The sequence below is a fragment of the Alteromonas sp. MmMcT2-5 genome, from assembly GCF_022348315.1.
Lineage (GTDB): Bacteria > Pseudomonadota > Gammaproteobacteria > Enterobacterales > Alteromonadaceae > Alteromonas > Alteromonas macleodii.
Map to the genome: position 1 here is coordinate 16,362 of NZ_JAKRFB010000052.1, position 14,066 is coordinate 30,427.

Here is a 14,066-nt window from a genome sequence, read left to right on the forward strand (position 1 = left end):
CCCTAATGGATTTGGTGCTTCCAAAGGGCATCTTTTTATTCTAAATACAAAAAAAAGACAGCGGTGAAAGAAAGTGGAAGAAAAAAACAAACTAAACGAATTGCACATGGAGGTTGCGCGTTTACGACAGATAATTGATGGAACAAACATTGGTACATGGGAATGGAATGTGCAAACCGGTGAGACGCGCTTTAATGAGCGCTGGGCGCAGATTATCGGCTATACATTAGACGAGATTTCTCCAACCAACATAGACACATGGCTTAACTTTGCCCATCCCGATGATTTAGCTGAGTCGGAGCGCTTGCTGAATGCGCATTTTGACGGACACACTCCCTTTTATCACTGTGAAATTAGAATGAAACACAGAGATGGCACCTGGGTTTGGGTAAGGGACCATGGCAGGGTGGTGACTCGCAACCCTGAAGGCTTGCCCGAGTGGATAGTGGGCTCGCATATCGACATTACGCAAGAAAAACGGGAGCACATTGCTGCACAACGCTTAAATAAAATAGCGAGTTCTGTACCCGGTGTAATCTATGAGTTTGAAATGGACGATGATGGGCAAATGGCCTTCCCTTATGCCAGTCCCGGAATTGTCGATATTTACGGCGTTACGCCGGAAGAGGCAATGGAGCAGGTTGATGACGTGTTTGCAGCAATACACCCAGCCGATGTGGAATATGTTGAAAAGAGTATATTGCAGTCAGCACAAAATCTAGAGCCTTGGGTCGCGGACTATCGTGTTGAGTTACATGGCCAAACTCGCTGGGTCTCTGGCTATGCTACGCCGGAACGCCTCAAAAATAAAACGCGATGGTATGGGCTAATCGTAGATTCGACAGACGCAAAAAAGGTGTCGCTCAAATTAGAAGAAAGTCAGCGTAGGCTTAAACAAGCACAAACGCTCGCGCAGCTTGGTCACTGGGAGGCAAATACTGAAACAGGCGATTTATTTTGGTCTCCACAGATTTTTGAGATTCTTGGGTTTGAGCCCGATAGTTTTCAGCCTTCGACCAAGGCATTTTATGATGCCGTTCATCCAGATGATAGAAAGAGAGTGCAGGCGAGTGAAGAGCAAGCAAAGTTAACAGGCATACAAGATGTAGAGCATAGAATTGTTCGACCTGATGGCACAATACGCTGGGTACATGAGTATGCTCATGTTGTTCCGCAGCGTGACAATGCTGATAGCTCGGTGTTAATTGGCACGGTGCAAGATATTACAGAGCGAAAAGCGCTAGAAATAAGATTGATAGAACAGTCTAACACCGACGCCCTCACACAAATTTTTAATCGCCGCTATGCTATGGCCTTCTTGGAAAAGCGGTTCAATGTCAATCATGGCCTTTTGAATGACAATGAAGAATGCGCGGTTATTAGCTTTGATATTGATCATTTTAAGAAAGTTAATGACACATACGGTCATGCCGTAGGCGACAGAACGTTAAGGCTTATTGCACAAACAGTGAAAGAAGTGCTTCGTTCAGATGACGTGTTCGCCAGAATGGGCGGCGAGGAGTTCATGATAATTCTACCGGGGACAACCCTCAGCGAAGGCTACTGTTTAGCCGAACGTGTTCGGGAGTTGGTTGAATATACCGCCATTTCGACCCGCTCGGGCGTCACTCATATTACAGTAACGCTGGCGGTTGCTTCTTATTCAATGAGCGATTCGTCCGTCGAGGGTTTCTATGTACGACTTGATGATGGCTTGTATAAAGGGAAAAGAGAAGGGAGAAATCGAGTGGTATTAGTGGACAATGAAGAAGCTTAAAGTGTATAGCCCATCATAGCCGACCGCATTGAGAAATTTTCGTTCACTTCTTCGATAACGCCGGTGACAAAAAATCGAATCATCACCATGGATTTATCTTAAGAGCGTTGAACGTTAGACAATTTTGTTTCCGCTTGCCTCGCTGCTGTCACATCATTTGCAATTTTAAATATTTTCCGTATGTTTCCACCATTGCTGACAGGATCGCATATCGCCTCAAGCAAAACTTCATTTCTCTGTTTGTTGATACGGGAAAATGTTAGGGAAGATGATTCACCGATTCCTAGGTCGTGTTGATTTTTGTTGTTCATGTTCTCATCAACCCACATCGGTAACCACATAAGCGCAAAGCCAATGCCAAAACACTGCGGTAGTTTCTGGCTAACTTATCATATCGGGTCGCTACGACTCGATACTTCTTGATTTTCAACATTGCATTCTCGACTAAATGACGATAGCGATACATCGCACAATCAATATCATTGTTGCCTGTTTTACTGTTCCCTTTCCTGCTTTTTTTCTTGGCATAACGCCGTATCCGCATATTTAATGAGATCGTCAAGAAGGTGTCCACGCTGACAAATAATAATGCAGCATACATACTTTCGAGAGCTGGAAAATTGCAATCAATATGATGCCAGCCGATACAAGCGGGAAAATAGCATTCCGTGTAAACAAAAACGTGCACATCGCATCACAGACTATCTGAAACGGGTATTAACAGTTAGTTTGGCTGCACTAAGTGAAAATTGAGCACTCGTGCTTCCTCAAGTCAAGAGTTAGCTTTAATTTAACGTTTTCAATATACTTTGAAATATTTAGTGTTTTTAATTTTCTCGGGGTCAATTATGTCTCGCCGTAATCAAGCTATCATCGATGAAGAAGTGACGTTTTCTGATGAGGAAGAGTTAGTTTCAGTCACTGATAAGCGAGGGGTCATCAAATATGTTAACAGTGAATTTTGTCGAGTTGCTGGTTTTACCAGCGATGAACTTATTGGCAAAAACCATAACATAGTCCGTCATCCAGATATGCCAAAAGCAGCATTTGCTGACATGTGGTCAAAGTTACAAGCAGGAAAGTCGTGGCGTGGTGCAGTAAAGAACAGGTGCAAAGATGGAAGATATTATTGGGTTGATGCGTTTGTTACACCTGTTTTTGAATCAGGTGAACTGGCTGGATTTCAGTCGGTAAGGACGACACTTTCCCTTTCAGTTAAAACGCGCGCGGAATCACTTTACGCTCGCCTAAACAGTGGCGAACGTATTAAAGAACCCATGTGGTCTTCTCATCAGTTTCGGCTATGTGGTTTTATACTGTTGTCATTGATTGCTTTGCTTTTGTCTTTTAAATCACCGTATTTTGCCCTTCTTTTCCCTATTGCGACATTCTTTTGTTTTTATGCCGAGCTCATCAGAATACCAAGCATACTCAAAAAGATGTGTAATGAAAACGATAGCGTTTCCAGGCATGTTTACAGTGGCTCATCGCTTATTGATGTCATACATTTTAGGGAGTTGTTACATCAAGGTCGAGCGCAAACGATTCTGGGCAGAGCCAGTGATGGCGCAAAAATGCTATTAGAGAGTGCGGTGACTTTAACGCGTGCCTCTTCAGAAACGCAAAAGGGCGTAGAGCGGCAAACTCGAGAGCTTCATCAGTTGGCTGCGGCAATTGAAGAAATGTCTACGACTATTCGCGATGTGGCATCAAATACTGCCAGTACATCAGAGCGTGTTGATGCTGTACATGCGGAGTGCAGCAAAGCAACAGACTCAATGAAAAATACTATGGATGCCGTTACGGTTTTATCAGATGAGGTCTCTGTGTCTGCTCAGGCGTCAAAGGTATTAGCTGATGAAGCAGAAAAAATTGGCAGCGTGACGAAAGAAATTCAAGGTATTGCAGATCAAACGAATTTATTAGCCTTAAATGCAGCTATTGAGGCTGCCAGAGCGGGAGAGCATGGTAGAGGATTTTCTGTTGTTGCAGAGGAAGTGCGAGCGCTATCAACGCGCACCCACGATGCCACAGAACAAATCCATCATTCCATGGCAGGTATTAGGGAAACGTTACTTGCGTGGGCTGGAAAAATGCAACAGGGTAAGCAAGCGGCAGAGCAGTGTTTGTTAGACACTCAGGGAACCGTCAATATTATCAATAAGGTTTATGATGACGTCGCTACAATAGCAGACTATGCAACACAAATTTCAACTGCAGCCGAAGAGCAAAGTGTGGTAGCAGAAGAAATTAGTAGAAATGTTGTTAACGTTAATCACGAAGCGGACAATAACCTAGTGTTAGCTAGCAATGTGTCGGAACAATCGGACCAAATTACAAAACGCTCAGAGTCACTGGCTTCTTTACCACTCTCGTTCCGAGAATAGCGGTGTATCTTCAGTCCTATTGGTGGAGAGTGTTTTAGCTAGGGATATTAATGTTTAAATATAAAATAAAATATGACAGCGATGCATTCACGGTATTGGTTTCCGATGAGGCAGTTTATCTTCAGGAAAAACTTGATACTCTGCTAAATATACTAGGTGCTGAAGCCCTATTTATTGGTGTAGTTGGCAACCATAAGATCTCGACATTATTAATGGCTAGTTCTCGTGCCATTGAGCAAACAATTACATTTACCATAAATAATTCACATAACGACACAGCTGAAAGGGAAGCAAAAGATCCGAACCATATTCATTCTTCATCAATAATCTGCACTAACTTGCCTAACGAGATAGAGGTGAGTATGAATGCGCCCATTGCCAATGAAAACGCTGCTACTGTAGGTATGCTTATAGGGTGCTTTGCAGCTTCAGCCGATGTTGAGCCACTGAAAAAAAAGCTATTTGAAACCGTTGCAGAGCAATTGAGTGCTTACCTTCAAAAGTGCTTCGTAAATAAACAAACGACGGCACAGCTAGGACTGTTAAACGACATTCAATCTATCGCAAAGATTGGGGCATGGGAGTTTCACTATCACGCCAAAGACGTATTTTGGTCTGATGAAATTTACCGTATTTACGGAGTGTCAAAAAATCAATCACTCACGCCCAATGAAGCCATGGGCTTTTATGCGCCTCAATCGCAAGAAAAAATAAAGCGCGCATTTCACGACCTTACAACAAATCTTGAGGCTTATGATTTAGAGCTTGCTTTTACCGACGCCGGTGGCAATGCGAAGTGGGTGCGAACCACCGGAAACTCTGAGGTAGACCAACAGGGCAAACTGGTGCGGGTTTATGGCACATTTGAAGATGTAACAGAAGCAAGGCTGATATCTGCTCGCCTTAAGGAGCATTCCGAAACTCTCGAAAATATTTTGAATAACTTGAACGATGCAGTTATCACTATTAACTGCGAAGGCCAAATACGGCAGTGCAATGAGGTAGCAGTTAGGTTGTTCGGCTATGATAAGAATGAGCTAATAGGCGCGAATGTTGCCATGTTAATGCCACAGCCTTATGCCATGAAGCACGATAGTTACATGCAACACTACAAAGCAACGGGTGAGGCTAAGATTATAGGTGTAGGTCGGCAGCTCCCGGCTAGAAGAAAAAATGGCGACGTCTTTCAAATGGAGTTATCGCTAACTGAGTCGGTGGAAAAGGGAGAGAAACAATACATTGGGCTGGTAAGAGATATCACCGAGAGGCTTGAAGCTCAAGATGCCATCTATAATTTAGCATTTACAGACAATGTTACACAGCTTAGGAACAGTCAATGGTTTGAGCGTGAAGCGAAGGAACTAATGTTTGAAGCGATGCGAAAAAATCATTGCATTTATGCGGTGCTGCTCGACGTAGACAAGATGGCATCGTTCAATCAGCGCTTCGGCTTTAATGCGGGAGATAAGGCATTGAAGCAAATTGCCGACAAGCTGCAAACGGTTATTGGTAACGAGTACGCTATTTTCAAGTTTGATGCCGATGCTTTCATTATTTTATCCCGTCGCACCGCTTGTAAATCAGATACAAGTGCGTTTGGCGCTCATTTGTTGGAAAGTGCACTGCTAAACGCTAAAAATTATAAAATACAAATAGGCGACGCGCGCCACACACTCTCATGTTCAGCGGGAAGTGCTATATTTGACCCCAGTGAACATTCCTTTGAAACTATGCTAATCGTTTTAGAGCACGCATTACGAAATGCAAAGAAATCTGCGCCTTTTGGGCTTTGCCATCTGGCTAAAGACGGCATAAGAGAGTATGACAAATTTGTAGCACTACAAGAAAAAGTACATTCGGTGGTGAAAAACGGCGAGCTAGGTTTAGCGTTTCAACCTCAATTCAATGTTAGCGGAAATGTAGTGGCGTTTGAGGCGCTAGTTCGGTGGCACTCGCCAGACTTCGGTTGGGTAAGTCCCGCTGACTTTATTCCCATTGCCGAGGAAAATGGTGCTATTTATGTTATTGGTGAATGGGTGGTGTCGAGAGCATGTGACGCGCTAAACGAGTTAATCACTATGGGTATTCAAACTACGGTTGCTATCAATATCAGCGCGATGCAAATTGTTATACCCGAATTTTCCCTGTTTTTAATTCGAACACTAAAAGAAAAAAATATCCCTCCTCAGCTTCTTTTACTTGAGCTTACAGAAACAGCGCTCGTATCTGATATGACGCTAGTTCGCAATACTATGCATGAATTGGCAGAGCTTGGATTTCGGTTTTCTATTGATGATTTTGGTACCGGTTATTCGAGTCTTGCTTATCTCAAAGAATTACCTATTGCAGAATTGAAGGTTGATAAATACTTTGTCGATGACATAGACGATGACTCAGACAAGGCAGAGTTTGTGATTGTGGACGCCATTATTAATATTGCCAAGGCCCTAGGCGTACAATGCGTGGCAGAAGGTGTTGAAAATGAAGTGCAACGAAATTATCTATCTCGGATTGGTTGCGATATCTTCCAAGGGTATCACTTCTCCAAACCGCTATTAGATGAAGAGTGGAGGCGGTTTATTCGCTCAGCGCATTTTAGCTAAATTGTCTTCCGTTGCTAGTGGAGTTGAGCTTACTTACTAATATTGAGCGAATGGATAAGTGCGGTTAGCTTTTCTTAGGTAAAAGGCTTAGTGGTGATGTTATCGATACTGGCACTTTTGTTTCTCTGCATGAAAAGTGCAGGGAGCTAGGCTGCCAACCAGCCCAGATTTCACGTACAAGCGCCTACTTTTTCTACTGCTACCACGGTTACTGACTATCCTCAAAGAATAACCAACCCAGTCGGAATAAAACATTTAGCTTATATTACAGACCACCTTCAAACAGGTATTCCAAAGAAAGGCGTCCCTCATCCACCCCCGAGGTGCCCCTCTTGCTCAACTCGCGCGCGCCTTTGGCTGGTTTGGTAGGGCGGGTTTGCAGGGTAGATGCCACTTTGTTGTGTCCGCGGGTGGGTTTTATTGGTGTTTTTATGTGTAGGTGGTCTGTAAATATAATACAATAGGGGTATGTTTGATTGATAAGAAGATGTGGTCATGGTCAATGACTTTGCGCGCTTTAATGGTTTGCTCACGACTTTGGATGAGTTGTATGAGTCACTTTATAGTGCCATGCGGTTAGCACCTACTGCTTATTTTGCCAATATTGATGACGTCACCAAAGAGGACTTTAAAGCGTTCTCTGCCGGTGAGCTAATGCTTGGCCACCGCGATATGTTCAACGTCCAAGCGCAGATGCGTTGCCTTAATGCTTTGAAATGTTTTCATCGTTCTTCTCATGATATTTCAGGCCGGGTGGCGGGTAAGTACCCGGGTATTTTGCTGCTTGAGAACCATGACGACGTCATTGATACCATTATCGCGATTAACAGTACGAAGACGGCTATCAAACACTGCGTGCAGGATAGAAAGCCTGATGGCTCACACGGGCGCAATCATTTGCAGAAACACGAGTTCTTACATCAACACCGTGGCGCCGAAATTATCTCCTATCAGCTGTATCGGCATATCGATGTCATTAACTGTCGCCCTGATACGGATACCGCGCTTAAAAGTGTGAATTTCTATTGGGCTTACAAGAATGCTGACCAAAGGCTAACGCCTGAGCGCGCTGTGTTGTATCTGTATAACAGCAAGTCTGGTCTCAATGATACACAACTAAACGAGATAAAAGCGCGTATCATGGGCACACAGCACACCCACCGCTTTTATATACGTAAGACACGCAATGCATCGGTGAATTTGTCTCTCTACTATGGCGCGAGTGACGGTAAGCCAGTGGTAAATACCATTAATGCCGCACAGCCCGTTATTTTATGTAATTACGAGGATGTCCCCAAAATTCGTCCGTTAAGCGCGCATGTGCCGCAAAAACGTAAAGCGAATAGACAAGGGCATGCGTGGGAGTGTTTGAATGAAGCCATCAACCTCTATACGAGGCCGATTAGCGAGGCAGACAATAAACGTGAAGCTCATTTAGCGAAAATCTAACCTTGTTAGGTTACCGCGATGGGCGAATGTTGTTGCCTATTGCTGTGTTTATACTTTTGACTCCGCTTTGTTGACGAGGTGTTTAAGGTGCTGCCTGAGTTCGGGAAATTCCGTCCTGGCCTCATCTAAATAATCGTCAAAATACGGCGTAGCGGGATATCGCCGGCAATTTGCAGCCAATTGCTGCGCTAATAAGCTTTCTAACTCCTGAGGCGTTTTCCCTTTCATCGTCCAGCGTCTCGATTCTTTATACAAGAGGTCACTGTTCTCTTTAATCAAGCTTACTGCCGCCCTAAAAAGTGAAGCACCAGACACTTCACGCACTTCATCACTAGGAAGGAGTAATGAAAAATTAGCGATGGGAGGCACATCATCTTTCAACTTTACTGTAAAGTTATCACTGTATTCGCTATGAAGCGCCAAACCGCTCGCTGGACTCTTAATGGGTACTTTCGAGATGATATCGTTAAAGAAGATATCATTAATCAATCCAAACTTTGTCTTTGGACGGCTAATATACACTTCTGCAATGACATCCCCCTTTTTTACCCAGCTGTACTTGTTCGGCTTATAACTTACTGTGTCGGTACCACCAGCGTGTGTGAAGACGCTACCTATCAGGCTTGGCATAACAAGCACTTCAGTGCCAAAAGTAACGCCATTAGGTATAACGCCGCTCTCTCGTTTATCTTGCATCACAGAAGGACTCTCCCTCTAATATGTTTTAGACCTGTACCAAGCGTTCAATTACGTAAATCGGCAAACAACGAATTGGCCAAGGAACGGCTACTCACCAAATAACCATTAGGTTTCGGTGACTCCCATTTATTACACCTGTCACGTCTGCAGGTACTACGACTCACACGTTCATCCACGCAGTACTTCTGTGGCGATCGCTTTTCAGAAAAGGAAGGTATTTTTTTATAGACAGGGTATTTCTTGTTACCGATGACAACGACGGTGGGCTCATAAGGAAACCCCCAGCTGAATTCTTCAAAAGCATTGCAGTGAGGCAATTTGGGTCTGATTTGATAGTCTTCTGTATAGAATTGCTGTGTTGTCGTAGACCACCATCCTCTGGCTATCAAAAGCCCTTTGGTATAGTACCGAGGGTACACACTCTCAACAACATTGATCTCAACAGTATAATTACCATGCCTATCTTTTGCACCAGACGAAGATACTTGAGAAATACCTTTGGGTGACACCAGGTACATGCCGTCAATCGCGTCGATATTGGCCCTTACCGGTGAGGTAAATAAAAGCAGGATTGCTGTAAACAAACTTATTTTCATTTCGATGATACTCCCAATGTTTCCGAGAGCACTCGAGTAATACACCTAGCATGCATAAGATTATGCTAATTCACTTCCGTGCGAGCATTGATTGCTCAAAAAGCAACCCGATAAGACTGCCACATGCCTTGATAGACAACAAGGAATAAATAGTGATGCTTAAAATCGAGCTTTTCCAGGCGTTTGTTTTGGACATATGGTCAAGGCTCTTCAGGCAGGTTTAACAGCAAAGCACCTCACCACTTACAGGCATGGTTTAAAAGCCTGCGTGATTTTTTGAGTTTTTATGCTCCTAACTACATCTAACTGCCCACGATTGACTTCACAATTTAGCCTAATATTGTAAAGCATCATCGAGTCAATGAAGTTATGTTCCTCAAAGGGATATGCGGATGAATTCGAAAGTTATTAGATGAATACCAGATTACAAAGAAGGTTATGGAATGAACATATTAAAGACAACGGTGGCGCTGACGCTGGCAGGATTAATCTCAGCGTGTGGCTCAACATCAAAGCCCACTACCTTAGCTGACATTAACAACTATTCAGGCTCTTTCGCTGAACACCGCTCATATGCGCTGAACTTGATGGAAGCAGCAAAGCTCGGTGGGGCTAAGGACGTAAAATTAAAAGATAGTGATTCAGTTATCGACTTAGCAGAAAGTAATGCTTCATTTGGATTTGTAGACTCTCTAGGGAAATGGGATGGACTCCCCTCACAATCGGCATCGATGTGCCATGATTAAGGTAAATATCGTTAATCAATGAGGAGAGTCCATCCCATTTCCCTAAGCCTTTTTAAAAGAAGTCGGCGACTATACCTTTATCCATTTACTCATCGTTCTTAAGGAAAATTTTTCACGGTCTTTTTGGATGCATAAAATGACTGAGAGATATAAAATAAGAACTGCAAAAACATTATTGGGTACTTGGTTCAGAAATTGGCTGGCCAGCGGCCATGTCAATTTCTATCCATTGCAACGAAGGCAATTAAAGGTATAAAGAAGATAACTTTTTGTGTTTTCAAAGTGATTTCTGATTGTATAAGATGTTAAGGTGAAATTGTAAAATACCGCTTCGTCAATCATCTCAGCATCTGCTTCTGAAATTTCGAGAGCCCTCTATTTATTCGCTCCGCCAGTGCCGCACTTAAAACTTTTGAACCCACCGGATATTGATAGGTCACTAACATTTCCCCATCTATAAAAATAGCTTCAAGACCAGTCTTCACATTGTAAGTTTCCGCTATGTTGTGAGGCTTACCACCTTTAAGTGTTGGCCTACCAGATTTCCCGTCCAAAGGAAGTTTAAGCTCATGATTACCTTGGCCAACAATATACAGCCTAAAACTCAATGACTCTTTGTAATCTCCAGCAGGACGAAGTATTGACTTGCCTCGATCATTTTGGAAACTAAGCAAAATTCTGTTCTCTTTATCGCTTTGGTCTTTTCGAAATATTTCATCAATCCCACTAGCGGCCGCTAGAGCAGTAATCGATTCGGTACGCAGTAGCGAACCCAATAATGATTTGTTAACGCTGGTGGGTATTATCGCAGGTCACAACATTCAGGCTGAAGAGCTGCTTATCGCGATTAGAAATGAACTAATAGCAGTATCAAATTCCTAAACCCGGCCTTAAGCACCTCCGATAACAGGTGCTATAGTCCCCCCTGCCTCTCAGTAGTATCACAACGTTTCGCTTTGTTTACCTCCAGAACCACCGAATAACGGTGTGGAGGTAACGCCCTTTCTTTCTTGTCGCGTTCTCAAATATTCTTTATATAGAATAAATAATAATATTCTTTTTAGAGAATATTGAAAAATATGCAATATAAGGTATATTTATAAATATACTTCTTATGGAATATGTTGAGTTAACAATGAGAATTAAGACCCCAAAAGACGTAGGTCACTACATAGCATCTACACGCAAGGCGCTAGGGTGGTCTCAAACAGACTTGGCCACTAAAATTGGTAAAGACCAGCGCTTTGTATCGAGATTAGAGAATGACCCCACCAGCGTGTCATTTGGTACTGTGCTGATGGTTCTAAACGTTCTCAATATCAATATCGATATGACAAACCAAAACACTCATAAAACAGATGGGACAGCAGCAGCAGCTGGTGGACAGCGTATTCCCCAGAACGCCCCAAAAGGCGTTAAAAGCCCATTAAGAAAAGTGGAATCAGGTAAGTTTGTCAGTAAGCCAATGAGAACGCCGGTGGTTGTTAGTAAGAATAAAGCTAAGGAATAGTTATGGCTAAGAGGAGAAAAACTAACAATCTCTCAGTGGGCATCAATGGCCGGCACGTAGGTACATTCGAGCGCTATGGTGCCACGCATGCATTTATTTACGATGATGAGTGGCTATCCGCAGAATACGCACACCCAATTAGTCTATCGATGCCGCTTACCAAAAAGAAACACACCGGTGACCTGGTGCGCTTTTACTTCGACAACCTACTGCCGGACGACATAGAGATTCGTAAGTTAATTGTTGACCGTGTTGGCGCCTACTCTACAGACACAATGGATTTGTTGAGTGAGATTGGCCGTGATTGCGTGGGCTCTCTTTCTTTCACACCGGAACCCGTCGATGGGATAGACGAATTGAAGCTTGAGGCAATGAGTCATGCCGATATCGAAGCGCACCTTAGGAATACAGTAAGACGTAAAACACTGGGTATGGATGATGATGACGTATTCAGAATATCCCTTGCAGGTGCACAAGAGAAAACCGCGCTGACACTTCATGAAGGAAAATGGCATCGCCCTCTAGGTACCACTCCAACAACCCATATATTCAAACTGCCAATACATGATTTAGAAAACGGGCTAAAGCTAACAAACAGTGTAGATAATGAATGGTTCTGCCTGAGATTTATGCGTTACCTGGGATTCAACGTTGCACAAGCGGACATACACACTTTCGGTGACCAGAAAGCGCTGGTGGTTGAACGGTTTGATAGGCAACAAGGTGAGGACGGCCTAATATATCGACTGACTCAAGAAGACATGTGCCAAGCACTTGGTAGAGCTGGCCAGTCAAAGTATGAAGCAAATGGGGGGCCGGGTGCGAGTGAGATAGCCAATCTACTTCGCTTTAGTACTGATAGCGAAAATGACATGTATCAGTTCTTTCTTGCGCAATACGTATTTTGGCTGTTGATGGGTATTGATGGCCACGCAAAGAACTTCAGTGTTTACCTTGACCATACTGGCCATTGGCTCACCCCGCTTTACGACGTGATTTCAGCGCATCCATTCAGAAATCAATTCAGACGCAAGGAACTGCGGATGGCCATGAAGGTAATGTCTAAAAATAATCATTACATCTGGGCAGACATTCAAATGAGACATTGGAAATCACATGCAGCTAAGACGTTCTTAAATGATGAGTTGGCTATGGGTTACATTGAAGCACTTAACGCGGATGTTGATGTTGCTTTGAGTAAAACCTTTGCTGATGCATCTGAAGGCTTCGACAAAGAGAATGGGGATCTGATAGCTGAAGGCGTGTTGTCCAAAGTGAGAATATAAAAATGGGGGGCTATCCGGCCCCCACTAATGCAGTATCCTACTAGCTCTTACGCTTTATAGGGATACGCCACGCTTTATACCCATAATCATGAGCATCTAACATCTCTGTACTGTTTTTCTTGCGTCTAAAGCGACAAAACACGTAGTTACCTTCAATGTAATTACCACTCATAGCTCGAACCCTCCAGTAACGGTGGGTTTGTCACACACCAAAGGTTCAAACTCAGAATGTGTACAGATTTTGCCATATTTATGAGGACATGGCGTGTCCTTAAATCTTAATAAAGCCATTATCTAGCTCCTAACTTAAAGTAATTAGGAACTCATTGAAATCCTTATTAAAGCCGCCAGGGCCTGCAAAAGGTTCTATAAATATGTAATGTTGAAGTACAAATTTACTTGTTAACTCTCTTGATTTTTTATAGCCATTTACGATACTTTGAGCATGAAGATGTCCAATGCCGATTGATAATCTTCATGGGTCCATTTACTAAACAATGAGTCCCGATTCAGAGAGGCCAGTTGCCGCTGGCCTTTCGGTTCCCAACCCTAGAAAGTCACAGCGCTTACACCCTGCTCACATATCCTGCGTCACAAAACAAGATAGTGAGGTTTTAGTCGTATTGCGACCCAATTTCTGGTGGTATTTCAAGCACCTAAACTGGCACAAAATTTATGTTAGTAACAACTAACTTTTTAGCGTTATCCAAGCGTAAAATATCCGGATTGCAAGCGTTTTTATAAAAACACGACATATGGTGTTCAAAATTTAAGTAAAACAGCACATGTAGTGTCAATGCTTATGAAATCACGTTAAGTTCATAAGTGTAAAAGTAAACGGCTTAGTGGGTGGATGGGCTTTACAAGAATCAACAATACACCATAATGTCGACAGGGTGAGAGCATGAACGATTAAATATCGTTCAACGCTACCAAACCCGCCGCTAACACCTTTTCCAAATAATCAGTGCTACCATGCGCACGTTTCTGTTTCCGTGGCACACTCACTTTTC

The 14,066-nt window shown here is 43.2% G+C and carries 11 protein-coding genes and 1 pseudogene; 7 read left to right on the top strand and 5 right to left on the bottom strand.

Annotation, left to right across the window (positions count from 1 at the left end; translation table 11 throughout):
* The first annotated feature begins 73 nt into the window (after positions 1-73).
* On the top strand, positions 74-1,777 hold the full coding sequence (locus MHN09_RS17410; RefSeq protein ID WP_239220264.1) for a sensor domain-containing diguanylate cyclase: 1,704 nt from the start codon (positions 74-76) through the stop codon (positions 1,775-1,777).
* Positions 1,778-2,100: 323 nt separating this feature from the next.
* On the opposite strand, the pseudogene MHN09_RS17415 reads toward MHN09_RS17410, so the two are convergent.
* Positions 2,101-2,288 (bottom strand): annotated as a pseudogene (locus tag MHN09_RS17415) (transposase); the annotation flags it as partial.
* A 337-nt stretch (positions 2,289-2,625) separates the two neighbouring features.
* On the opposite strand from MHN09_RS17415, the gene MHN09_RS17420 reads away from it, so the two are divergent.
* The 3 genes from MHN09_RS17420 (at position 2,626) to MHN09_RS17430 (ending at position 8,216) form a co-directional block, all read left to right on the top strand.
* Positions 2,626-4,164, top strand: coding sequence for a PAS domain-containing methyl-accepting chemotaxis protein (locus tag MHN09_RS17420; protein ID WP_202942882.1), 1,539 nt, complete (start codon positions 2,626-2,628; stop codon positions 4,162-4,164).
* A 50-nt stretch (positions 4,165-4,214) separates the two neighbouring features.
* Positions 4,215-6,767 carry an EAL domain-containing protein gene (locus tag MHN09_RS17425; protein WP_239220265.1) on the top strand — a complete coding sequence of 851 codons (2,553 nt, stop codon included), beginning with the start codon at positions 4,215-4,217 and terminating at the stop codon, positions 6,765-6,767.
* A 495-nt stretch (positions 6,768-7,262) separates the two neighbouring features.
* The gene (locus MHN09_RS17430; RefSeq protein WP_187447581.1) at positions 7,263-8,216 is read left to right on the top strand and encodes a DNA replication terminus site-binding protein; all 954 of its coding nucleotides are present in this window, start codon (positions 7,263-7,265) and stop codon (positions 8,214-8,216) included.
* Positions 8,217-8,264: 48 nt separating this feature from the next.
* Here MHN09_RS17430 and MHN09_RS17435 read toward each other — a convergent pair whose 3' ends face one another.
* Both MHN09_RS17435 and MHN09_RS17440 read right to left on the bottom strand, forming a co-directional pair.
* A complete protein-coding gene (locus tag MHN09_RS17435) occupies positions 8,265-8,912 on the bottom strand; it encodes a hypothetical protein (RefSeq protein ID WP_239241608.1) in 648 nt (215 codons plus the stop codon).
* A gap of 47 nt (positions 8,913-8,959) precedes the next feature.
* On the bottom strand, positions 8,960-9,499 hold the full coding sequence (locus MHN09_RS17440) for a hypothetical protein (protein WP_239241609.1): 540 nt from the start codon (positions 9,497-9,499) through the stop codon (positions 8,960-8,962).
* A gap of 455 nt (positions 9,500-9,954) precedes the next feature.
* Here MHN09_RS17440 and MHN09_RS17445 point away from each other — a divergent pair, with 455 nt between their 5' ends.
* On the top strand, positions 9,955-10,257 hold the full coding sequence (locus MHN09_RS17445; protein WP_187447584.1) for a hypothetical protein: 303 nt from the start codon (positions 9,955-9,957) through the stop codon (positions 10,255-10,257).
* Positions 10,258-10,595: 338 nt separating this feature from the next.
* On the opposite strand, the gene MHN09_RS17450 is transcribed toward MHN09_RS17445, so the two are convergent.
* Positions 10,596-11,033 (bottom strand): hypothetical protein, encoded by a 438-nt coding sequence (locus MHN09_RS17450; RefSeq protein ID WP_187447585.1) that lies wholly within the window; start codon positions 11,031-11,033, stop codon positions 10,596-10,598.
* Positions 11,034-11,392: 359 nt separating this feature from the next.
* Here MHN09_RS17450 and MHN09_RS17455 point away from each other — a divergent pair, with 359 nt between their 5' ends.
* Both MHN09_RS17455 and MHN09_RS17460 read left to right on the top strand, forming a co-directional pair.
* The gene (locus MHN09_RS17455) at positions 11,393-11,767 is read left to right on the top strand and encodes a helix-turn-helix domain-containing protein (protein ID WP_187447586.1); all 375 of its coding nucleotides are present in this window, start codon (positions 11,393-11,395) and stop codon (positions 11,765-11,767) included.
* A 2-nt stretch (positions 11,768-11,769) separates the two neighbouring features.
* On the top strand, positions 11,770-13,053 hold the full coding sequence (locus MHN09_RS17460) for a type II toxin-antitoxin system HipA family toxin (protein WP_187447587.1): 1,284 nt from the start codon (positions 11,770-11,772) through the stop codon (positions 13,051-13,053).
* A 40-nt stretch (positions 13,054-13,093) separates the two neighbouring features.
* Here MHN09_RS17460 and MHN09_RS21500 read toward each other — a convergent pair whose 3' ends face one another.
* Entirely contained in the window at positions 13,094-13,225 is a 132-nt protein-coding gene (locus tag MHN09_RS21500; RefSeq protein WP_262385800.1) for a hypothetical protein, read from the bottom strand.
* Between the last annotated feature and the right edge of the window lie 841 nt (positions 13,226-14,066).

What these genes read in the sequence shown, in the direction of transcription:
- MHN09_RS17420 (WP_202942882.1), top strand. Translation starts at nt 2,626, where the DNA reads ATGTCTCGCCGTAATCAAGCTATCATCGATGAAGAAGTGACGTTTTCT.
- MHN09_RS17425 (WP_239220265.1), top strand. Translation starts at nt 4,215, where the DNA reads ATGTTTAAATATAAAATAAAATATGACAGCGATGCATTCACGGTATTG.
- MHN09_RS17430 (WP_187447581.1), top strand. Translation starts at nt 7,263, where the DNA reads ATGGTCAATGACTTTGCGCGCTTTAATGGTTTGCTCACGACTTTGGAT.
- MHN09_RS17435 (WP_239241608.1), bottom strand. Translation starts at nt 8,912, where the DNA reads ATGCAAGATAAACGAGAGAGCGGCGTTATACCTAATGGCGTTACTTTT.
- MHN09_RS17445 (WP_187447584.1), top strand. Translation starts at nt 9,955, where the DNA reads ATGAACATATTAAAGACAACGGTGGCGCTGACGCTGGCAGGATTAATC.
- MHN09_RS17455 (WP_187447586.1), top strand. Translation starts at nt 11,393, where the DNA reads ATGAGAATTAAGACCCCAAAAGACGTAGGTCACTACATAGCATCTACA.
- MHN09_RS17460 (WP_187447587.1), top strand. Translation starts at nt 11,770, where the DNA reads ATGGCTAAGAGGAGAAAAACTAACAATCTCTCAGTGGGCATCAATGGC.
- MHN09_RS21500 (WP_262385800.1), bottom strand. Translation starts at nt 13,225, where the DNA reads ATGAGTGGTAATTACATTGAAGGTAACTACGTGTTTTGTCGCTTTAGA.